The 21,780-nt window shown below is 40.6% G+C and carries 17 protein-coding genes; 9 read left to right on the top strand and 8 right to left on the bottom strand.

Going from position 1 to position 21,780, the window contains the following annotated elements:
• Window positions 1-22: 22 nt before the first annotated feature.
• The gene (locus O2Q26_RS09865) at window positions 23-439 is read right to left on the bottom strand and encodes a YkvA family protein (RefSeq protein WP_289215749.1); all 417 of its coding nucleotides are present in this window, start codon (window positions 437-439) and stop codon (window positions 23-25) included.
• 95 nt (window positions 440-534) lie between these two features.
• Here O2Q26_RS09865 and O2Q26_RS09870 point away from each other — a divergent pair, with 95 nt between their 5' ends.
• Window positions 535-1,551, top strand: coding sequence for a YecA family protein (locus tag O2Q26_RS09870; RefSeq protein ID WP_289215750.1), 1,017 nt, complete (start codon window positions 535-537; stop codon window positions 1,549-1,551).
• Between the two features lie 44 nt (window positions 1,552-1,595).
• Here the strand turns inward: O2Q26_RS09870 and fdhA are convergent, their stop codons facing one another.
• Together fdhA and O2Q26_RS09880 are read right to left on the bottom strand one after the other, a co-directional pair.
• Window positions 1,596-2,810, bottom strand: a complete 1,215-nt coding sequence (fdhA, locus tag O2Q26_RS09875) for a formaldehyde dehydrogenase, glutathione-independent (protein ID WP_289215751.1) — start codon at window positions 2,808-2,810, stop codon at window positions 1,596-1,598.
• A gap of 420 nt (window positions 2,811-3,230) precedes the next feature.
• Window positions 3,231-3,479, bottom strand: coding sequence for a GlsB/YeaQ/YmgE family stress response membrane protein (locus O2Q26_RS09880; protein ID WP_253935482.1), 249 nt, complete (start codon window positions 3,477-3,479; stop codon window positions 3,231-3,233).
• A 253-nt stretch (window positions 3,480-3,732) separates the two neighbouring features.
• Here O2Q26_RS09880 and O2Q26_RS09885 point away from each other — a divergent pair, with 253 nt between their 5' ends.
• A complete protein-coding gene (locus O2Q26_RS09885; protein ID WP_289215752.1) occupies window positions 3,733-3,900 on the top strand; it encodes an aspartyl-phosphate phosphatase Spo0E family protein in 168 nt (55 codons plus the stop codon).
• Between the two features lie 117 nt (window positions 3,901-4,017).
• Here the strand turns inward: O2Q26_RS09885 and O2Q26_RS09890 are convergent, their stop codons facing one another.
• Window positions 4,018-4,893, bottom strand: coding sequence for an LCP family glycopolymer transferase (locus tag O2Q26_RS09890; RefSeq protein WP_289215753.1), 876 nt, complete (start codon window positions 4,891-4,893; stop codon window positions 4,018-4,020).
• A 205-nt stretch (window positions 4,894-5,098) separates the two neighbouring features.
• On the opposite strand from O2Q26_RS09890, the gene O2Q26_RS09895 reads away from it, so the two are divergent.
• Window positions 5,099-5,479, top strand: coding sequence for a hypothetical protein (locus O2Q26_RS09895; protein ID WP_289215754.1), 381 nt, complete (start codon window positions 5,099-5,101; stop codon window positions 5,477-5,479).
• 70 nt (window positions 5,480-5,549) lie between these two features.
• Here O2Q26_RS09895 and O2Q26_RS09900 read toward each other — a convergent pair whose 3' ends face one another.
• Window positions 5,550-7,010 carry an esterase/lipase family protein gene (locus O2Q26_RS09900; protein WP_289215755.1) on the bottom strand — a complete coding sequence of 487 codons (1,461 nt, stop codon included), beginning with the start codon at window positions 7,008-7,010 and terminating at the stop codon, window positions 5,550-5,552.
• 850 nt (window positions 7,011-7,860) lie between these two features.
• Complete coding sequence (locus O2Q26_RS09905; protein ID WP_289215756.1) at window positions 7,861-9,075, bottom strand: ROK family transcriptional regulator; 1,215 nt, start codon at window positions 9,073-9,075, stop codon at window positions 7,861-7,863.
• Window positions 9,076-9,376: 301 nt separating this feature from the next.
• On the opposite strand from O2Q26_RS09905, the gene O2Q26_RS09910 reads away from it, so the two are divergent.
• Genes O2Q26_RS09910 through O2Q26_RS09925 form a run of 4 tightly spaced genes read left to right on the top strand, consistent with a single transcriptional unit; the run spans window position 9,377 to window position 15,042 of the window.
• Window positions 9,377-10,561 carry a galactokinase gene (locus O2Q26_RS09910; protein WP_390216761.1) on the top strand — a complete coding sequence of 395 codons (1,185 nt, stop codon included), beginning with the start codon at window positions 9,377-9,379 and terminating at the stop codon, window positions 10,559-10,561.
• A complete protein-coding gene (gene galE / locus O2Q26_RS09915; RefSeq protein ID WP_289215757.1) occupies window positions 10,558-11,547 on the top strand; it encodes a UDP-glucose 4-epimerase GalE in 990 nt (329 codons plus the stop codon). Before O2Q26_RS09910 ends, galE begins: the two co-directional genes overlap by 4 nt.
• Before the next feature lie 16 nt (window positions 11,548-11,563).
• Window positions 11,564-13,072 (top strand): UDP-glucose--hexose-1-phosphate uridylyltransferase, encoded by a 1,509-nt coding sequence (gene galT / locus O2Q26_RS09920; RefSeq protein WP_289215758.1) that lies wholly within the window; start codon window positions 11,564-11,566, stop codon window positions 13,070-13,072.
• Window positions 13,073-13,089: 17 nt separating this feature from the next.
• Entirely contained in the window at window positions 13,090-15,042 is a 1,953-nt protein-coding gene (locus O2Q26_RS09925) for a beta-galactosidase (protein ID WP_289215759.1), read from the top strand.
• Between the two features lie 451 nt (window positions 15,043-15,493).
• On the opposite strand, the gene O2Q26_RS09930 is transcribed toward O2Q26_RS09925, so the two are convergent.
• A complete protein-coding gene (locus O2Q26_RS09930; RefSeq protein WP_289215760.1) occupies window positions 15,494-16,195 on the bottom strand; it encodes a DsbA family oxidoreductase in 702 nt (233 codons plus the stop codon).
• 210 nt (window positions 16,196-16,405) lie between these two features.
• On the opposite strand from O2Q26_RS09930, the gene O2Q26_RS09935 reads away from it, so the two are divergent.
• On the top strand, window positions 16,406-19,633 hold the full coding sequence (locus O2Q26_RS09935; RefSeq protein ID WP_289215761.1) for a DUF8508 domain-containing protein: 3,228 nt from the start codon (window positions 16,406-16,408) through the stop codon (window positions 19,631-19,633).
• 65 nt (window positions 19,634-19,698) lie between these two features.
• On the opposite strand, the gene O2Q26_RS09940 is transcribed toward O2Q26_RS09935, so the two are convergent.
• Window positions 19,699-20,550 carry a MurR/RpiR family transcriptional regulator gene (locus O2Q26_RS09940; protein ID WP_289215762.1) on the bottom strand — a complete coding sequence of 284 codons (852 nt, stop codon included), beginning with the start codon at window positions 20,548-20,550 and terminating at the stop codon, window positions 19,699-19,701.
• A 112-nt stretch (window positions 20,551-20,662) separates the two neighbouring features.
• Here O2Q26_RS09940 and O2Q26_RS09945 point away from each other — a divergent pair, with 112 nt between their 5' ends.
• Window positions 20,663-21,538: an N-acetylglucosamine kinase gene (locus tag O2Q26_RS09945; RefSeq protein WP_289215763.1), complete on the top strand. Its 876-nt coding sequence runs from the start codon at window positions 20,663-20,665 to the stop codon at window positions 21,536-21,538.
• Window positions 21,539-21,780 lie beyond the last annotated feature (242 nt).

Genomic DNA, 21,780 nt, shown 5'->3' on the forward strand with positions numbered 1-21,780 from the left:
GGACAGCTTTTCGTTTATAGCTTTAAGATTCAGCCGCTATATCATCTTCTCCTACCCATACCTTATAATCGTTCAAGTCTGCACGCACTTGTTTAATCACTAGATTAAGAATATAGACGTCGTCTATAAGACCAGCCACAGGTATGAAATCAGGTATAGCATCGAAAGGCATAATAAGATACAACAAACCTCCGATTATGGCAATAATGGAACCGACAGGAGCATTCCTGTAATCACCGCGAATCCAGTCCCTTACCATATTGAACATCAGTTGAAGTTCATGCCAAACTTCAGAAAGTGGCCCCTTATTATTAGAAGACTTATTCCTAGCCTGATCTATGACTTCTTTTGTTTTCTGTGGGTTTGTAATGATCTTGCCAGCTCTACCCTTCAGCTTTTCGAAGATTCGGCGAGCCTTTCCTTTTTTCGATTTCTTCAATGGTAATGCCTCCTTAGTATAAACAGTGTTTTTCCTCTTTACCTTAATATCGTATATAATAAACTAATAGACTATTATTTGAGAGGAGAGTGGTTATGGCTAAAGTGGGAAGAAATGATCCTTGTCCGTGTGGCAGCGGGAAGAAGTATAAAAAATGTCATGGACAGACAAACGTAATCGAGTTTCCTTCAAAGAGATTAGAAGAAGAATTAGATCAGTACTTCTTGCAATTCCAGGATTTCATGTATGAAGAGTATCCGCATGTATTCCCTCGTTCAAAGCCGACTACTGAGGAAAAAGAAGTAGAGCAGTTCATACGACTGTTATATAAAGGTTTATTCGAAGTTCAAAAGGGCGGGGCTACGATTTTCCAGCAGTTCCTGGACAAAAGAGAAGGAACTATTCTAAGGTCTTTAACAGCAAGAACCCTTAGGTCATGGGAGCAGACAAAAGCCAGTATATTCAAAATGATTAACATAGATGAGAACGGACTGATTGAGGTAGAGGATCTGCTTTTTGGAGGTACTTATAAAGTTGATAGAAAAAGAATTCCATTAAAAGAAGAAGACTTTAATGTTGCTCCATACTATACAGGTATTCTATTGAATTGGGGATCTTTCTATAAATTCGCACCTATGGCTGTCCCTATTGAAGTAACTCAGTACAAAAAGATTCGTGAAACGTTAGAGAATTCTTTCAAAGTACAATCTAGCTATTCAACTTTAAGCTTGTACTTCCATAATACCTTCTTAGAGCATCTGCCCCAGTGGATTTTCAAAGAGGAAGAGGAGATAAACGATTCCTCTGAGAAGGAAGTCCTCACCATACTAGAGACAACTATGGAGTCTTCCCTTACGAATCATGATTCCTATCGGCAGTTGATTGACATGTGGGTGAAGTACTACCAGGACAAGGCTCCGGTTATTAGAAAACCGGCTGTATTTTCAGCTGCTCTGGAGTATTTCTATAAGGATTCTTCTCATTTCAATATAGCAAAAGAAGTTTCTCAAAAACATATCGCCGAAAAATATGGGGTCAGTACTAATAGTATTTCGAAGAGATACAGTGAATTTGAATATTTTTATTCCGAGAATAAAAGTCTATTCCAATAAAACAAAAAAAGGCCGTCCCAGCTATTCTGGAACGGCCTTTTTCATCAGCTTCTAATCAGATGGTGAGGATCTAATACAAATTTCTTAGCAGCTCCTTCGTCAAACTCTTTATATCCCTTAGGCGCGTCCTCGAGGCTGATCACAGTGGCGTTTACTGCTTTCGCAATGTTAGCTTTTCCTTTAAGGATGGAGTGCATTAATCCCCTGTGGTAACGCATAACGGGGGTTTGTCCCGTTACGAAGGTTTGAGCTTTAGCCCAGCCGAGTCCAAAGTCGAGCTTTAACGCGCCTCTTCGGGCATCTTCGTCGGACGCTCCTGGATCTTCAGTCACGTATAATCCCGGAATACCGAGACCACCGCCTGCTTTTGTTACATCCATTATGGAGTTAAGTACGACAGCCGGGGCTTCTTCATGACTATGGCCGTGTGCCTCGAATCCGACACAATCTACTGCACAATCTACAACTGGGACACCGAGAATTTGATCAATTTGTTCAGAAATATTATCATGTTCGCTGATGTTAATGGTTTCACACCCAAAACTTTTTGCTTGAGCCAGACGTTCCCCAATCAAATCTCCCACAATAACAACAGAGGCTCCAAGAAGCTGAGCAGAATGAGCAGCTGCTAAGCCTACTGGTCCGGCTCCCGCTATATAGACGGTAGAGCCGATTTTTACTCCTGCCGTATAAGCCCCGTGGAAGCCTGTCGGAAAAATATCAGAAAGCATGGTCAAGTCGAGCATTTTTTCCATTGCTTCATCCTTATCAGGGAACTTTAAAACTTGAAAGTCTGCATAGGGGACCATGACATATTCTGCTTGACCACCGACCCAGCCCCCCATATCCACATACCCATAAGCCGATCCTGGACGATCGGGGTTCACGTTTAAACAAATATGTGTTTTCCCCTCAATACAGTTCACACATCTTCCGCAGGCAATGTTAAAAGGAACAGAAACTAAATCGCCTATTTTGACAAATTCTACATCACGACCTGTCTCTATCACCTCACCGGTAATTTCATGCCCTAGCACTAAGCCCTCGGGAGCTGTCGTCCTGCCGCGTACCATGTGCTGGTCACTTCCACAGATATTAGTGGATACGACCTTTAATATTACCCCGTGTTCACACTTTCTTCCTACGTTTGCGGGGTTGACCCCAGGCCCGTCCCGTAATACTAATTCTGGAAAGTCAATATCTTTTACAGTGACATCACCATTTCCCGTGTAAGCAACAGCACGGTTATTTGTGGTCATACATTCTCCTCCTTAATATTCATGGGTTCAAAGTAGATTGAATTGACAGACAGCGGGGTCATAAGACATACAGCTTTTTGAATGAAAGAGTAGTTAGAAATGGAGTGAATATAGAGGAATGTGTTTTTTACAATATAATACAAATTAAGCTGTATTCACTGAATACCCTTTCAAAAAAATCTCAAACTTGAGATTTAATGGATGTTTAATAACTAAATGGTCATCAATATGTATTTTAAAAGAAGAGTAAGGCCTTCTAATATCCTGGGTCTACAGGGCTGCAGGAGGAAAAAATTTTTCTATTTCGCTAAAGGCAGTGTTTTCTCTTTAGCAATTTCCCAGGGAATGGTTCTGCACCAAATCCACCACTTGCTATAATAAAAAATCACCCACAAAAGTTGTGAGTGATAATAAGTAGTTTTATTTTTTAGTATTCCTCATAATCAGACTGACGATAAAGACAAATACTATTGCTCCTAAAAGTGCAGGGAATATGGCTATCCCAGCTGCTTCAGGGCCAATGTGTCCGAGAAGTTCCCCGCCGATCCAGGCGCCGGCAATGCCTGCAATAATATTACCGATAATACCGAATGGAACGCCACGACCTAACAATACTTGAGCGAGCCATCCGACTATTCCGCCTACAATTAAATAGAGTAAAACTCCCATTATTCTAACCTCCTTGGTTGCTGAATACTTTTTACAATCGGTAGAGAACAAAAAGAGAGATTTACATGTGTAATTCAGTGTATGATAAAGGAGTCATAGTTAGTACAATCAATTGATATGGAGATCATAAAACAGAGTCATTAAAAGCCGTTAATTCACAAAAAATTCACAATTAAACTGTCTACAGTATTCTACAATTTCTGTTATAATGTTCATTATAGTAGAACCTCAATTTCAATAAGGGGGTACAGACTTGAGTAAAATTCAAGAATTAGAAGACCAGATCGAACAGCTTCGTATAAAAATGTACAATTCATATGCGGACAATCCTTACGGTACTCAGGTTTTGAAGTTCTCTCGAGAACTTGACCATTTACTCAACCAATTAAATAAAGAGTCGAATATATCATTGAATGACTAAACACTTGTTTCCTTTTTTTTCTGGTCTCAGGTGTTTTTTACGCTCATGTAAATGATTCCGATTTTTAATCGTCCTCGCAAACAATGAAAAGCTCGCACTTGCAAAAGTGCGAGCTTTTTATGATCCGAAATTAGTGATCATCTTATGCGTTTTTTCAATTTCTTCTTGTGACATTTCAATCAAGTACATTCCAGAGCTCGTTTTACTGCTTCCCGACATTTGGTAAGTAGATGTTTCTTTCTGTGCACCTCGGTAATTAGTGGCGAGCCGCCTCATATCACTGAACTCCATGTTCGTGCTTACATTGTTCCCAAGCACTTCCATGATGTCCCCCACTTGGTTCACAATATTAAGACTTGCTCCTTTGTTAATTACACCCTGGATGACCTGGCGCTGCCTTTCATTACGCCCGGCATCCCCTTGAGGATCTTCCTTTCTCATTCTTACAAAAGCGAGAGCTTCTTCTCCTGAAAGCTGGACTTTTCCTTCAGGAAATTGATAGCCGTCGTACTGAAAGGCACGCGTGTTATTGACGGTAATTCCACCCACAGAATCAACAAGCTGGGAGAGGCCTTCCATATTGACTCTTGCATAATAATCGATTTCAATATCTAAAAAGTTCTCTATAGTATCTACAGTCATATTACTTCCTCCGTAGGCATAGGAGTGATTCATCCTTGTTACCCGTCCGTCTCCGATAATTTCAGCCTCAGTATCGCGGGGAATGCTGACCATCTGCATTTTTTCATTATTCGGATCCAGCGTCATGACAATCATAGTGTCGGAGCGGCCTTGATCATTTTCCCTTTCATCCACTCCAAGGAGAAGTATGTTCAAAGGATCCTTGTTATTTAATTTTTCCTTCGCCGCTTCACTATCAATGGCGTCTATTTCTTCGTGAAGCTCGGAATTGACTGTTGAACGAACATCATTAAATACATAAAGGCCATAAGCGCCAATAGATAATATGATTACTCCTAAACCTACGAGCAATATCTTCCACCATCGGCCTCTTCTTCTCTTTGAACGCTTTCTGTCCTTCCGCCCCATACTTCCACCTCAATTAAGAAAATTAACTATAATTTACTTAATTATACTTGGATAGGTGTAAAATGTAAAAGTTATTTCCTGAAAATTCTATAAAAAACAGAGATATGTTAAAATATAATCTAGTTTTATAGAAAGCCAGGTGGAGATTATGAGAGAAGTAATTCTTTTATTAGCTGAGGTTGTGAATATGTTCCATGAAATTATATGGGAAATATCTGATAGGTTAGGTTTGGGGTTGACCGATAAAGAGCTTCATTTTTGGGTAATAGGCATCCTTGGTGTAATTGGCTTATTATTTGTGGACTTGATTTTTCATGCGATTTCTAAATGGAGCATTACAGCTATTTCGTTTCTTTTCACTTTTGCTATGGTACTTGTATTCGTTTTTGCAGTAGAAATCCAACAGAGGATTACAGGAGCTGGGAATATGGAATTCGCTGACGCTGCCTATAGTATACTTGGTTTCTTTGCGTTTTGTGCGGCTTACTTAGTAATAAAAGGAATATTCCGCTGGACTAGTAAATCTTAAGTATATTTGTTGCTGGCTGAGGATTTTATGTGAATATAAAAAACGCTGTCGATTAAAAGAAAAACAGCGTTTATTTTAATAGGCGCCCATTAGCATCCACATAAACAGAGGTTACAATCGTACGATTGAACGGGTGGTTATTTAACGTTTTCCCTTCTACATCAACAGTTATATTATAAACACCTTCACCCAGCGCTGAAAGCTTTATTGAAGGGGGATTGTTCACATCGCCCCACTCAACTTGCCTGGATATTTGGCTTCCATTCTCATAATATTCCGTTCTAATAGTCGACTTTATTTCTTTAAATTCTACTATTCCTGTTGCAAATGAGGCGAGACTTACTTCCAAATCATTCTCTAAGTCAAGCTGAATCTCGTTACTTAGGGGGCTGTCGAACTGGACGGTTAACAAATAGTTTTCTCTTTCAGAACTAGCCTTTACTCTCCATTCACCCTCTTTAGGATTCTCTATTTCCAGGAATTGATAGTAACTTCCTTTGAGAAGAGTAGAGGCATCCTCTGCAGTGTTCATTAATAAAGTCTCTTTACCATCAGGAGCTGTAATGATGATGGTACTAGTTCGTCGATCACTCATCCAATTTACTCCAAGTTGAGCGACTCCATCTTCTACATGAAATACTTCTTCAGTTTCACCCCGATAACTCCCCCCACGCAGAAAGGTATCAGCTGGTAGTAATGCATTTTCTTCAAAGGTATGAATCTCGTCACTTATCCGCTCATCAAATTTATATAAATATTCATCTATTATTTCAAAAATGAAACTGCCTTGCTGAATTTCAAAATGGTTCCAATCTCCTGCGCTTAATTCCTTTGAATAACGGAGTCTTGAGCTTTCTACGGTCACAGCTCCATCGTTTTGACCGTAACTTCTTAAGTACAGTCCACCCCAGTATAATGGGGTGCCAAAGGTGCCCCATCCTGTACCTGCCAACGTGTATATAGGAGTATTCAACACATGAGGATGATCATCCGTTTCTTCTCGGAAATATTTCATATACCCTGTCTGCAGCGAGTAGGTGGCTTCATTTTTACTGCCGATAATCCCTGCGAGCCAGCCAGCCCAAGTGCTATACGCTAAATCAGCTAATTGAGCGCCTTGATAAGGAGAAGAAAGAGCAATCAAGCGGTGAACATACCTGTATGCTCCAAAATGGACAAGTGCAGTTTGAGTGTCAATGCCCCCTTTGCTATGGGCGACCACGACCAGCTTTTCTTCAAAGTGCTGATGAATTTCTTCAAGCTTGCGGGTAAGGAGCTCTCCATTATCCCACATATCTTTAGCCGGATACAGGTCGATAAAAGCCGTTTTAATACCAAGTGCATAAGCAATGGCGTACATATCATTTTCCTCCCACCAAATGGAAGAAGAACTATTTAACCCGTGTATAAAAACTACGGGAGATTTCTTTTCATTTTCAATGGGCGGGAGCGAACCTTCATACCATTGGCCAGGGGTACCTGGAGATGTGTTTTTTCCAAACGGATCTGTCTGAAAATGGGAAGCTTTCAATTATACAGCCCCTTTCTCATGGAATGGAATATGTTCTCTATTCATTATCTCTTGTTTGAAAATAATGTAAAGAAGCATAAGAAGTAAAGGTTCATTCGTACTAGAATTTAAGTTACAGATCTTAATGATTGAAGGATATCAAAAGTAATAGATGACTTTTCCTAAGTAAGTTATTATATTCTATGAAAGGATAGAGGAAGACTTGATTTCGAGACATTGGGTGAGTGGATCAGGGCGGTGGGGGATGACTCGCTTTCCATGGGAGCGCGGTGAGCTTCCTCGGACGTCCCGTCCTTCGGGATCTCACCAAACACTCTCTTCCCCCAGGAGTCTCCCCATTCCCCGCAGCCCCCACCATAGAGCTGCTTCTCTAAATCGCCTGGATAAGAGCTTTCTTAATAATAGTGGGAGCGTTAAACTCCAGTGCTTTAGTTATAGTATTACTACTTTTAAAACTTCCTGCACTTCAAGGTAGTTTCAAGCATCTTCGCATACAAAAGTCTCGCTGGTTATCCCTCAAAAGCAGTTACTTTTTATGTGAAGGACAGCATAAGATGGTTCCGTTATCCTCACAACAGCCAGAAGGTCCGGGAAATTGCGAGACTCCTAGGGGAGAACAGTACATGGTGAGATCCCGCAGAGCGTTAGCCCGAGGAAGATCACCATACGCCCGTGGAAAGCGCGTGATTTCCCGGACCTTCAAGCATTATTTTTGTGGCGGAAACAGCACAGACGTCTCGAAACTGAGTCTTCCACTAAAGGGAGTTTATATGTAATAAGTTTACACGTAGTTTTAATTGAGCAGATGAATAAAATAATAGGGGCATTCTCAAGAATGAGAGTGTCCCTATTATTTTTGAGAAAAAAACTCCTCTAGAATGAGTACACAAGCACCAATTGCTGATGCCTGCTCACCAAGCTTAGAAGGTACAATCAAGGTTTCTCTCCCTTGGTCAGTTAGACCTCGAGACATAATTGTTTCTTCAATCCCCTTCATTAGAAATTGGCCGGCTTTCGAGACTCCGCCGCCAATAATGATTTTTTTGGGGTTCAAAGTGTGAATCAGGTTGGTAAGTCCAACGCCCAAATATCGACCCGTCTGGTGGAGGAGTTCAATACTGAATACATCTCCCTGCTTAGCAGCCTCATAAACAATTGCCCCGTCAACTCGTTCCAATTGGTCATCGACGAGTTCCCGAATTAATGAGGATTTTCCTAACTTCAATTCCTTAGCTGCTCGTTCAGCAATGGCTGGTCCGCCTGCTAATGCCTGAAGGCACCCATAATTCCCGCAAGTACATTTAGGCCCGGATAAATCAATGGTTACATGTCCAATTTCACCCGCTAAACTATTTTCTCCATGAAAAAGCCGCCCATTAATCATCACCCCTGCACCTATTCCGTGACCAACATTGACTCCTACAAGGTTATCGGCTTCGTTTCCATTTCCGAACCAGGATTCTCCGAGAGTCATCGTTCGGGCATCATTTTCAACTTTAACAATCATGTTGAATTCCTTTTCCAACTTCTCCTTAATAGGAATGTTATGAAGTCCGAAAGAAGGGGCAAACAGAGAAATCCCATTGGTCGTATCGACGATACCATGCATACCTATGCCAATTCCTATAAATTTGTCAGGCGGTAAATTTCCGCATTCAATAGTTTGATGTATGCCTTGTTGTAATGTATTTATAATTTCTTCGCTTGTAGGGTTTTCTTTTATTTCAAGTTCTGCTGAATCTTTTAATTGTCCAAATAAATTCGTTACTACCAAATTCATCTTATAACGGCCTACATCAATTCCTATTATATAAAAATGGTCGGCATTAATTTCTAGTAAAGTAGGCTTTCTTCCGCCTTTTGAGGCTCCTTGAGTGGTCTCGATCACGAATTCAGCTTCAATCAGTTCTTTGACGATATTGCTGACGGTAGGAGGAGTCAGACGCGTATATTTAGCGATATCTGCTCGAGATAAAGGCCCTTGTTCACGGATCATATTCAGGATTATCGATCGATTCATCGACTTCATCAATTTGAAGCTGCCTCGGGTGTATTTTTTGTTCATTCATACTCCTCCAATATACTAACTTTATCCTCCATCATACCATAATAGTTAATTAAATAAATTTATAAAGAAGAAGAAAGTTAAATGCCTCATAATTTTAAATGATCACGGAGCAGTGCAGAATTTGTTGAGCTATGGTAAGTGATGTGTTGTTCCATTTCATTAAAATAAAGTCTTTCTTTTCATGGATAACTATGCTACATTTACATTAGTTAATTAAATAATTTTATTAAGTTTTCTTCAAGTTACTTTAGATCACTCGTAATGAAGAAAAAGATAGTATAGAAAGGGGCAGAGGGAAATGGATATGGATCAATTGAAACAAACCTTTCAGGAGTTCATGGATCAAGGGGAAGAACCGAAATCTTTTTTTGCGCCAGGCCGTGTTAATTTGATTGGAGAACATACGGACTATAATGGCGGCAATGTATTTCCGTGTGCTTTAAGTGTGGGCACATACGCTTTAGCTAGAAAGAGGAACGACACAAAGCTTCGTTTGTACTCTCTCAATTTTCCAGACCTTGGGGTGATTGAAGCTGATCTCCATCAATTGAAATATGATAAGTCTCGTGATTGGGCGAATTATCCAATAGGTGTAACAGAAGTGTTTCAAAAGGAGGGCTTTTCCTTAGAAACAGGCTTTGATGTAGTTTACTACGGCAATATACCTAATGGAGCTGGTCTTTCGTCTTCTGCCTCGATTGAAATCTTGACAGCTGTCTTTTTAAAATCGCTGTTTAATCTCCCAGTTGATATGATAACGATGGTTCAATTAGCCCAAAAAGCGGAAAATGAATTTGTCGGTGTGAATTGCGGAATTATGGATCAATTCGCAATAGCAGCAGGCAAGAAAGATCATGCGGTCATCCTTGATTGCGATTCTCTTGACTACAAGCACGTACCTTTAAAGATGTCTGGCCTGCGTTTAGTTATTGCAAATACCAACAAACGAAGAGGACTGGCTGACTCCAAGTATAATGAACGTCGTCAAGAGTGTGAGAAAGCTCTTTCCTTATTACAGAAGGAAATGGATATCCAAGCTCTTGGCGATGTAACGAATGAACAATTCGAAATGCACAGTCATTTGATTGAAGATCCTGTCATAAGAAGAAGGGCTAAACACGCTGTCTATGAAAATAATAGAACGCTTTCCGCAGTTGATCTTCTTGAAAAAGGTGATATGAAAGCTTTCGGCCAATTAATGAATGAGTCACACATCTCTTTGCGTGATGATTATGAAGTGACGGGGACGGAGCTGGATGCTCTTGTAGAAGCAGCCTGGCGAGAAGGTGCTATCGGGTCAAGGATGACAGGCGCTGGATTCGGAGGGTGTACAATCAGTATTGTAAAAGAAGATGAAATACAGACTTTCACGGAGAGAGTTGGTAAAGCATATAGGGAAGTTACTGATATAGAGGCTGATTTTTACACTGTAGAAGTTGGTGACGGTGCTAAAAAAATGAAAGAAGAGGAGGACATCCGATGAGTATTTTAGTTTGTGGCGGTGCTGGCTTTATAGGCAGTCACGCCGTCGTTAAGCTGATCGAGCAGGAGAAGGATGTGGTTGTCGTTGATAACCTTCAGACCGGTCATAGCCAGTCAGTTTTTAAAGAAGCAGCCTTTTATGAGGGAGACTTACGAAACGAAACATTCTTGAATGAAGTGTTTGAAAAAGAATCGATCGATGCCGTTATTCACTTTGCTGCAGACTCTCTTGTAGGTGAAAGTGTGGAGGACCCTCTGAAGTATTACGATAATAATATGGGGGGAGCCATTTCTTTATTGCGGACGATGGCCAACCATGAGGTGAAAAAAATTGTTTTCTCTTCGACAGCAGCCGCCTATGGAGAGCCTGAGCAAATTCCTATTCAAGAAAGCGATTTGACGAACCCGACCAATCCTTACGGGGAAACTAAACTAGCTGTAGAAAAAATGTTGAAATGGGCTGAGCAGGCCCACGGTATTCAACATGTTATCCTGCGTTACTTTAATGTGGCAGGTGCAGACCCGAAAAGCCGAATCGGCGAAGATCATCGCCCTGAAACTCATTTGATTCCACTCATTTTGCAAGTTCCCCTTGGGAAAAGAGAGAAGATCATGATCTTTGGAGACGATTACGATACAAAAGACGGGACGTGCGTCCGAGACTATATCCATGTAAACGACCTTGTAGATGCTCACCTATTAGCTATCGATCGTTTAGAGGGAGATTCCGGAAGCGGCATTTACAATTTAGGGAACGGCCAGGGGTTTACAGTGAAGGAAGTAATCGAAGCCGCAAGAAAAGTTACAAAGCACAAAATCCCCGCTGAAGTAGCTCCAAGAAGAGCAGGAGATCCAGCCCAGCTTGTCGCTTCTTCTGAAAAAGCAGCTCAGGAACTTGGTTGGGCTCCTCGCTATCCAGATATAGAAACAATCATCACTCACGCTTGGGACTGGTTCAAGAATCACCCTGAAGGCTATCATGAATAAAAAGGGGGAGTTGAAGGTGACTGTTTATAACAATATTGAACGATTGATCAACTATGGTTTACAAAAGAAGTTGATTTCTGTGTGGGATATAGATTACGTAAGAAACTCATTGTTTCATTTATTTTCCTTAGATGGTGAAGCTGCTGGAAGTGAATTTGATGAAATTCCAGAAACACCAGTAGAAATACTTGAGCAGCTACTTATGTACGCCCATGAGAGCGGCAAGATAGATGGGGATTCCGTGACAGAACGTGATTTATTCGATCCGAAAGTCATGGATATCCTCACCCCAAAACCATCGGAAGTAATCAAGAACTTTTACCAGACTTATGAACAAAAAGGGGCAGAAGCTGCCACCAAATACTTTTATCAGTTTTCCAAAGATGTGCATTATATCCGTACTGATCGGATTGCCAAAAATATGCACTGGTATAGTCCTACCGAGTATGGAAACCTTGAAATCACTATTAATCTTTCAAAACCGGAGAAAGATCCGAAAGCTATTGCTGCTTCTAAAAAAGCTCAGAGGTCGAGCTATCCTGATTGTTTATTGTGTAAAGAGAACGTCGGCTACGCTGGGCGTTTGGACCATCCAGCTCGGGATAATCACCGCATCATTCCAATGGATTTAACTGAAGAACAATGGTATTTACAGTATTCTCCTTATGTTTACTATGAAGAGCACGCAATTGTTCTTTCAAGAGAGCACCGTCCAATGAAAATTTCAAGGGCAGGTTTCGAACGTCTTCTTGAGTTTACCGAACAGCTTCCTCACTATTTCGTTGGATCGAATGCGGATCTTCCGATCGTGGGTGGATCGATTTTGAGTCACGATCATTTTCAAGGGGGAAAACACGACTTTCCGATGGCAAAGGCCCCTGTGGAAGAAACCTTCAATATCAATCAATTTGAAGATGTTAAAGTGGGTATCGTGAAATGGCCGATGTCTGTGCTGAGACTTCGGGGTGGAGACAGAAACAGGCTGGCTGAACTTGGTGAACATATATTGAAATCTTGGAAACAGTATAGTGATGAATCAGTGGATATTTATCATTCTACGAACGGGAATCCGCATAATACCATTACTCCCATTGCCAGAGTAAGAGATGGAGAATTTGAGCTGGATCTCGTTCTTCGCAATAATCGGACTGACGAAGAGCATCCACTTGGAATTTTCCATCCTCATGAGGAAGTTCATCATATAAAGAAAGAAAATATCGGACTAATTGAAGTGATGGGACTGGCCGTTCTGCCAGGACGACTGGTAGAGGAAATGCAAGCTCTCGCTGATTACACTTTAACCGGTGAGTTGAATAAAGCAGAGAAAGACGAACGGACAGCTAAGCATGTGCAGTGGGCAAGGGAAGTCTTGAAAAAACATAAAAATTTATCAGACGCTACCATTCATGAAGTATTTAAAGAAGAGATAGGAAAAACGTTTTCGACTGTACTTGAGCATGCTGGAGTTTTCAAGCGTGATCAAAAAGGCGCTCAAGCGTTTAGAACATTTATTGAACATCTGTGAGTTGAGGAGGAGTGTACATGGCTTATCTAGGAGTGGATTATTATCCTGAACACTGGCCAGAGTCTATGCTTGAAGAAGATATTCAAGGGATTAAAGGGTTGGGTGCAAATATTGTAAGAATAGGTGAATTCGCCTGGCATTTGATGGAGGCGGAAGAAGGAGAGTTCGACTTTTCTTACTTTGAAAAGGTTATTGCCGAACTTAAGAAAAATGGATTGAGTGTGATGTTCGGGACGCCGACAGCCACATTCCCGGCCTGGTTAGCAGCCAAGCACCCTTCCATTTTATCAGAGGAACAAGACGGACAAGTTCGGGTTTTTGGAGGACGGAGACAATATTGTTTCAATTCTGATATATACCGCGAGTACGCTGGGAAAATAACTCGGAAGCTTGTACGGCACTTCAGCGAAGAGTCTTCAATCATCTCCTGGCAGGTGGACAACGAATTTGGGCATGAAGGAAGTGACCAGTGTTATTGCAGCAAATGTCAGGAAAAATTTCAGTCATTTTTAGAGAACAAATACGACTCGATTGAATCTTTAAACGAAACGTGGGGAACGATTTTTTGGGGGCAGACGTATAACAGATTTGAAGAAATCCCTATCCCAAAAGTCACCGTAACTACTCATAATCCTAGTTTGAAGCTGGAATGGGCCCGTTTCCGTTCACATTCCGTAAATACTTTCACTCATGAAATGACGTCAATAGTTCGGGAGGAGAAAGGGAAACATCAGGAAGTGACGACCAACGTATCAGGTGGTTTTTTCGATAAATCTTTTGATCATGCGGAAAATGTCAAAGAGATGGACTTCGTTTCTTATGACAACTATCCAGTCTGGGGCGGACTTGAAGAACCAATTTCCCCAGAAGCTATTGCCATGACCCATGACTTCAATCGCGGTCTGCTTCAAAAGAATTATTGGATAGTAGAAGAACTGATGGGAGCTCAAGGTCACGATGTAATTGGTTATCTCCCAAGACCAGGACAGGCGAAAATGTGGTCTTATCAAGCGTTTGCGCATGGATGCTCCGATATGCTTTATTTCAGGTGGAGGGGTATGACAAAAGGAGCGGAACAGTTCTGCTATGGAATCGTTGATCATGACAATGTATATGGGCGCAAGTATAAAGAGGTGCAGGCTCTTTTCGAGGAAATTACTAATCATGAGGCCTTGCTCGAATCACCTATTCAATCTGATGTAGCTGTTTTGTATGATTACGACAATATTTGGTCGTGGAAAGCACAAATTCAAAGCAAGGATTTCGATTTCAACGATGAATTATTAAGGTTGTATCGTCCATTTTATCAATTGAATACGAGGATTGATGTTATACCTTCAGACCGTGATTTTGCTAATTATAAAATTGTTCTGGTCCCAGTTATGCAGGTTCTCGATAACAGCTTAGCTAAGAGGTTGAAGGACTTTACTGATCGAGGCGGAACCGTCATATTTTCCTACAGAGCTGGACTTAAAGACAAAAGTAACAATATTCGTTTAGGGGAACCGCTCCCCGGACCTGTCAGATCTTTGATAGGAGCACGTATTGAAGAAATTGAATCGCTCACAAGTTCTCACCAGTTGAACTTAAGAGGTAAGGGAGATTTTTCAAATATCCACGCAGAGATTTCAGTCTGGAGGGATTTGCTTGTTTCCGAAGGGGCTGAGGTATTATACGAGTACACAGATTTCTTTTATAATCAATATGCTGCAGTAACTAAAAATGCTTTCGGGAGCGGAACTGTTTATTATATTGGAGGAGGTATAAGCGAAGAACCACTTCTTGTTCTCGCAAGACAGCTTGTAGAATCTAATCAGATTAAGTACATTGACTCTCCTGAAAAAGTAGAAGTTTACCAAAGGGAACTAGGTGAAGAAGTGTATTCTTTTATTATGAATCATAGTGAAGAAGCACAGAATTTCGAAGGAGAAAAGTTGCAGCCTTTCGAGAGTAAAATTATAAAGAATTAATGGCAAGTATACTGCCTGCTCCGTTCCTGAATAGGGAGCGGAGTTTTTTTATTTAACTGTGGATGAAATTGTAGAGGGAATTTAATATTTTATAGAAAAGAAGTGTTTTCATTAGAAGGAGCAGTTATAAACCAAAGAAGTTGTTAACAGAGTGTTAGTCACTTTGACGAATAAAAGTTCGATGGAAGTGTATTTAAAAGTGTATGATGATTTATCAGGTGCTTAAAGAGTGATGACAACTGAATCTTTTTAAACAATGGTGGTCGTGGATGAAAAAGGCAGACCTAAGCCTGTACCCAGAGTTAAAAATGAAATTGAAGACGAAAAGCGATTATTTGATACAGCTCCTGCTCGCAAAGTGCACCGAAAAAGCAAAGCCAGGATACGGTAAAATGATAAAGCTGTCCCTGTTCAGTTGGGGGACAGCTTTAATAAGAACGTATTCGTGGACTTAGCAGCTTTCATCTGTACAGGAAGCTCCTCTTTCAGAAGTTAGTGATTGGAAGCTTGAAACCGATTTTTCTTCTTCAATCACTTTTTGTAAACTTTGGATGAATACTTCAGTCGGTTGAGCTCCAGATATCGCATATTTTCGATTAATCACAAAGAAAGGGACTCCCTGAACTCCAATTTCAAAGGCTTCGGATTCTTCAGAACGCACTTCTTGACTGTAATCTCCGCTTTCCAGAATTTCAAGTACACTCTCTTCACTTAAACCACTTTGAGATGCGACTTTCACTAACTCTTCACGGTCACCGATATCGATGCCATAAGTGAAAACTGCTTGAAACAGCTGTTCAGTCAGTTCTTTTTCCACTCCTTTTTGCTCTGCCAGCTTTGCAATCCTGTGAGCATCGAAGGTATTAGTGGGAATCATTTTGTCGAATTGAAAATTAAGACCGACTTCGGCTGCTTGCTGGGTCATATTTTTCGTCATTTCTTCCGCTTCCTGTAAACTTCGTCCATATTTAGAAGCAAGCTTTTCATTAATTGACATGCCTGTATTTTTTTTAGCTTCAGGATCTAATTCAAAACTTTTATAGGTAATCTCAGCTTTCTCTTTTAACGATAGCTGCTCAAATGCTTGTTCTAGCTTCCGCTTACCAATATAACAGAATGGACATACATAGTCAGACCAAACTTCAATCTTCATTTATATCACCTCACCATTATTTTAATCTTAACCATTATTAAAAGCTATTATTATGTTTTGTTACTAATGACTCAGATTATAGTGCTACATCATTAGGCGAGGGTGCGCCAAAAGGAGTGTTTTTTGAAAATTTACAAATTTAAAATTTTAATTTAGTAATTTTCTTTTATACTTTTATAGTAATTACTAAATATTACTAGGAGGAGTTAAATGTACAAAAAGAAAACGATCATCAAAAGCATGGTGGCTGTTTTAGCTTTAAGCCCACTTACCACGGGAGTTTCCCCAGCGAATGCTCAAGCTGAGACGGTTGAAGCGGAAGAATTGTTCTTTTCAGAATACATAGAAGGCAGCAGTTATAACAAAGCTGTAGAAATTTACAATGGAACAGATGACGCTATTGATTTATCTGACTATGAAATAGAAATCTATTCTAATGGTTCTATGGAAGCAACCGGTTCGTTTGCAATGGAAGGCACCATTGAAAGTGGTGATGTGTTTGTAGCAGCTAACAGCCAGGCAGATCAGGTTATTCTGGACATAGCAGATGCTACCAATAACTCAGCTATCAATTTCAATGGCGACGATCCTTTAGTTTTGAAAAAGAATGATGAGATCATAGATTCAATTGGTCAAATCGGCAGTGAGGCTTCCTTTGGAAGTGACGTAACGCTCGTTAGAAATCAAAATGTCCAAAGTGGGGATACAAATCCTGAAGACGCATTTTCTGCGGATGAAGAGTGGGATTCATACGCACCTAATACATTTGATTACCTTGGCAGCTATGATATGCCGGAGACAGAACCTGTAGAACTTCAGACAATTGAAGAAGCCAGAGGAGCTGAGGCAGGTGCCACTGTCAAAGTAGAGGGTATCGTTACAGCTTCTTATGAAACAGGCGGACAGACCAATCTGTATATTCAAGATGAATCAGCGGGGATTATCATAAGAGTACCAGGGAACCCAGCTGAGGTTGGAGATCGCATCACGGCTGCAGGAGAATTTTCCGATTATTATGGTATGCAGCAAATATTATCTTCTTCAGGGAATATTGAGATAACAGATGAGGGAGCAGGAGTGCCCGAACCTGAGCTTGTCACATCAGAGCATTTTGCTGCTGATAGAGGTGAAGGCATCGAAGCGGAGTACGTAAAAGTAGAAGATGTAAAAGTCTTATCAAAAAACAGCTATGGTGATTTTACTGTCGAAGATGAAAGCGGTGAATTCGTCATAACTCCCGAGGATGAAAGTTTACTAGAAATAGGGGAGACGTATGAACGGATCTCCGGTGTCGTCAATTTCAGCTTTGATGAGTACAAGCTTGTGCCAAGAGATGCACAGGATGTTGTCGAAGTTATATTTGCTGTGACGGCGCAGCCAGGCTCAGGTTCTATAGTGTCCGGTAATGAAGTAGAGCTGAATACGGCTGAACCGAATGCAGTTATTCATTATACAACTGATGGCTCAGTGCCGAATGAAAACAGTCAGCAATACAGCGAACCCATCATAATAAATGAAGATACGACTATAAAGGCAGCAGCTGTGCGGGAAAATGGAGATATAAGCCCTGTTTCCACTTTCGAGTACAATGTGTTGACCCCAGTAGATGAAGTTGACATTCATGATATTCAAGGTGCTGCCCACACCTCTCCATATGAAGGAGAAGTTGTAGAAGGAGTGCCCGGTGTAGTTACAAAACTAGATGGTACCAGCGGTTTCTATATGCAATCTACTAATCCTGATGATGATATCGCTACTTCTGAAGGAATTTACGTCTATGACCGTTCGGGAGAAGCGCAAGTAGGTGATGCAGTAGATGTTGATGGTGAAGTTACAGAGTGGAGGGAAGAAGGTTACAGCGATGCCGATGATTTGCTGACAACTCAAATCACAGCTTCGGATGTACAAGTGAAAGAATCTGACCAAGAACTTCCTGATCCTGTCGTAATCGGTAAAGACCGAGAACAGCCAACGGAAATTATAGAAAATGATCAAATGGAATCTTTTGATCCAGAGGAAGATGGACTGGATTTTTATGAAAGCTTGGAAGGGATGCTTATTAGCGTAGAAGACGGGACAGTTTCTGGACCGATTAATTATGATGAGCTTTCAGTTTACACTCAAACGAGTGAGAACCAAAAGAAAACACAGGCAGAAGGTCTGTTGATTTCCCCGGAAGACTATAATCCCGAGCGAATTTTATTCGATGTCGACGGTCTCGGTCTGGATGCGGTCACTGGTGATCGACTGGAGGGCACTGCAACAGGAGTAGTCAGCTATGATTATAGTAACTACAAAATTCGCCCAACGTCAGAATTTCCTGAGCTTATTGATGGAGACACTGAACCTCAAGTGACAGAACTGGAAGGAACTGAAGATGAGTTATCTGTAGGAACGTATAATATGGAGAATTTTTCAGCCGAAACAGATGCAGAAAAAGCGGAACGTATAGGAGAACAGATTGCTATTAACATGAATGCACCTGATATCATAGGCCTTGTGGAAGTACAAGATAATAACGGACCAACCGATGATGGTACAGTAGAAGCTGATCAAAGTTATGAAGCTATTATCGATTCCATTGAAGCAGCAGGTGGACCTACTTATGAATATACAGATATCGCACCTGAAGATAAAGTAGATGGTGGTCAGCCAGGGGGGAACATACGCGTAGGTTATATCTATAACCCGGAACGTGTATCGCTTACTGACAAACCAAAAGGTGATGCGGCAACCGCGGTTGAAGTAACAGAAGATGGATTATCGCATAATCCTGGCCGTATTGATCCTTTAAATGAGGCTTTTGAAGATTCAAGAAAATCTTTAGCAGCAGAGTTTGAATTTAACGGTGAAACGTTTATTTTAATCAACAACCACTTTAACTCCAAAGGGGGAGACGATGCTTTATTTGGAGCTAGTCAACCAGTCGAACTGGGAAGCGAGTCTCAGAGAATCCAGCAAGCCGAAGTTTTGAATGATTTTGTACAAGAGGCTGAAAGCACAGTAGAAGATGCAAATGTTGTCGTCATGGGAGATCTGAATGATTTCGAATTCTCCAATCCTCTACAGGCGTTAAAAGGAGATGAGCTTGCTAACTTGATAGAGAACCTTCCGCAGGAGGAGCGCTACTCTTATATTTATCAAGGCAATTCCCAAACGTTGGATCATATTTTGGTAAGTGATTATTTGGAAGAAAAATCCCAAATAGACGCTGTGCATATAAACGCCGATTTTTCTGAGGAAAATGGACGTGCCAGTGACCATGATCCGATTGTTGCTCAAATCAGTTTGAGTTCTGACCAGCAGGATGAAGATGAAGAACACCCGGGAAAAGATAAAGACAAAGATCACAAAGGTAAAGGTAAAAAAGGGAAAGGGAAAGGCCATGATAAAGGAAAGGGTCACGATAACGGAAAAGGTCACAATAAACATAAGTAAAGCAAACCCCCACTGGATTGCAGCCAGTGGGGGTTTATTAGATTAGAGAAATATTCGTTTGCCAATCACTTCTTGTGATCAATCGCTGCTCGAGAACGATCAAGAGACTCAATTACATCATCATAATAGTTAGAAACGTAAGTCATAAATAATACATCAATAACATGAAGCTGAGCCAGACGGGAGGATGTTGCGGCGCTCCGTATCATTGCTTCCTCGGTGGCCGATGTATACAATGGTATATCAGCAAGCTGCGATATCGTAGAAATGCCGTATTTTGTAATGCTGATGGTTCGTAATTTATTTTTTTTGGCTAATTTAAGAAATTGAATCGTCTCTTTCGTTTCACCAGAAAAGGATATGACAAGTGCAACATCATTTTTGCCGGCGTTTGATAAGGATGTATATGACAAATGTGGGTCCTGCAAATAAAAAGCATACCTTCCCGCTCTCAGAAATTTCTGTTGTGCGTCGTAAGCTACTAAACCAGATGCACCAACACCAAAAATGTGAAGAGACGAAGCGTGATATATATCCTGTACAGCTTGATCTACATCGTCTCTACGCAGCATTTCTTCCGTTTCACGCAGCATTTGTATTCCGTTGTGCGTCATTTGCTCTATGATATGATGAGATGATTCGCCTTTATCAATGTCCCGGTATTCAACGGAGGAAGGCTTTTGCACGTCACCGGCAATTCTCATTTTTAATTCTTGAAAACCTTTCAAGTCAAGGGATTTACATAAACGTATGACAGCTGCTGTGCTCGTCTGACTTTTGTCTGCCAATTGTTTAACTGTCATTGTAATAGCAGATTCAGGGGAGGAAAGGATGTATGCTGCAATCTTTTTTTCGGATGTGGGGAGGGTTGCTTCTACACTTTTGAGCATTGCTAATCCTCCGGATATATAGGCCATGATTCTCTCCTCCTTTAAAATATGAAATTCTCTACTTTAATTATATGCTATAATGAAATTAAATTTCAATTATATTCGTAATTTTATGAAATATATGTGGGGAGGGTAATAGATGATCATTGGAATAGACGCGGGAGGAACTTCTACAATAGGGGCACTTATGGACGAAAGAGGGGACATTCAGGCAACCTTTAAGTCTGGCTTTGGTAACCCGCTAATTGATTTAGAAAGAGCACTCTTACATATTGAGGAAGTTATGAAGGCATGCAGGGAAGCGTCTAATCAAAAAATTTCCCGAGTTATCATTGGAATGGCGGGTTATTCCACATTGAAACATAAACTGAAGCTTCCCTCTCACTGGGAAAATGACCATCCTGTTCATATACTGAGCGATGCAGAGCTGGCTTTTGAAGCGGGGATACCTGACGGAGAAGGGATTCTTACAATTGCTGGAACAGGGTCTATTCATATAGGGAAACATAACGATAAATTGTATACTGCTGGCGGATGGGGGCATTTACTAGGGGACGAAGGAGGTGGCTACCATATTGGCAAGCAAGCGATTAGGCACGTATTGACGGATTTAGAGTATAGTAGAGTGCAAGGTTCATTCACGGAGAAACTCTTATCGCACTTAAATCTGCAAGACTCTAACGGAATTAAGGAATGGTTTTACACAAGTGATAAAAGTGAAGTTGCAAAGCTTTCTAGATTCGTTGCCTATTTAAACAGAGAAAAAAATAAAACAGCCTCTAATTTAATGATTAAAAGCGCCGAATCTTTAGCTGAGCAGGTCAACCGGCTGTATAAAAATATTGGACTGACGGACAAATCAAAACTTGTAGTTTCAGGCAGCCTGCTTATACAAAATGATAGTTATTTAAAATATTTTAAACAAGCTCTTAAACCGGCTTTTTCCAGTGTTGAAAAGCTCGGGGCACCTCCGTATTCAGGGGCTTATTCTCTCCATTTAAAAATGAATTCCTAAGCGGAATGCTTCTATTGTTTCAGCTAGCTTCAGCTGGACAATAGAAGCATTTTTTTAAATCATTGACAATTGTCAGTTTTTCCATAATAATGGCAAACATAAAGTCTTTAAATTCTAATTATTCGGAATTTTTTATTTTTTTATTAATAAATGATAACGCTTTCAAAAAGGTGGTTTTTTTAATGTTAATTGTTGCTGCATTTTCTTTTATTACAATTTTTTCAGTCGTTTTTGCTTTAAGG

It is taken from the genome of Halobacillus campisalis (assembly GCF_030345335.1).
GTDB classification, from domain to species: domain Bacteria; phylum Bacillota; class Bacilli; order Bacillales; family Halobacillaceae; genus Halobacillus_A; species Halobacillus_A campisalis.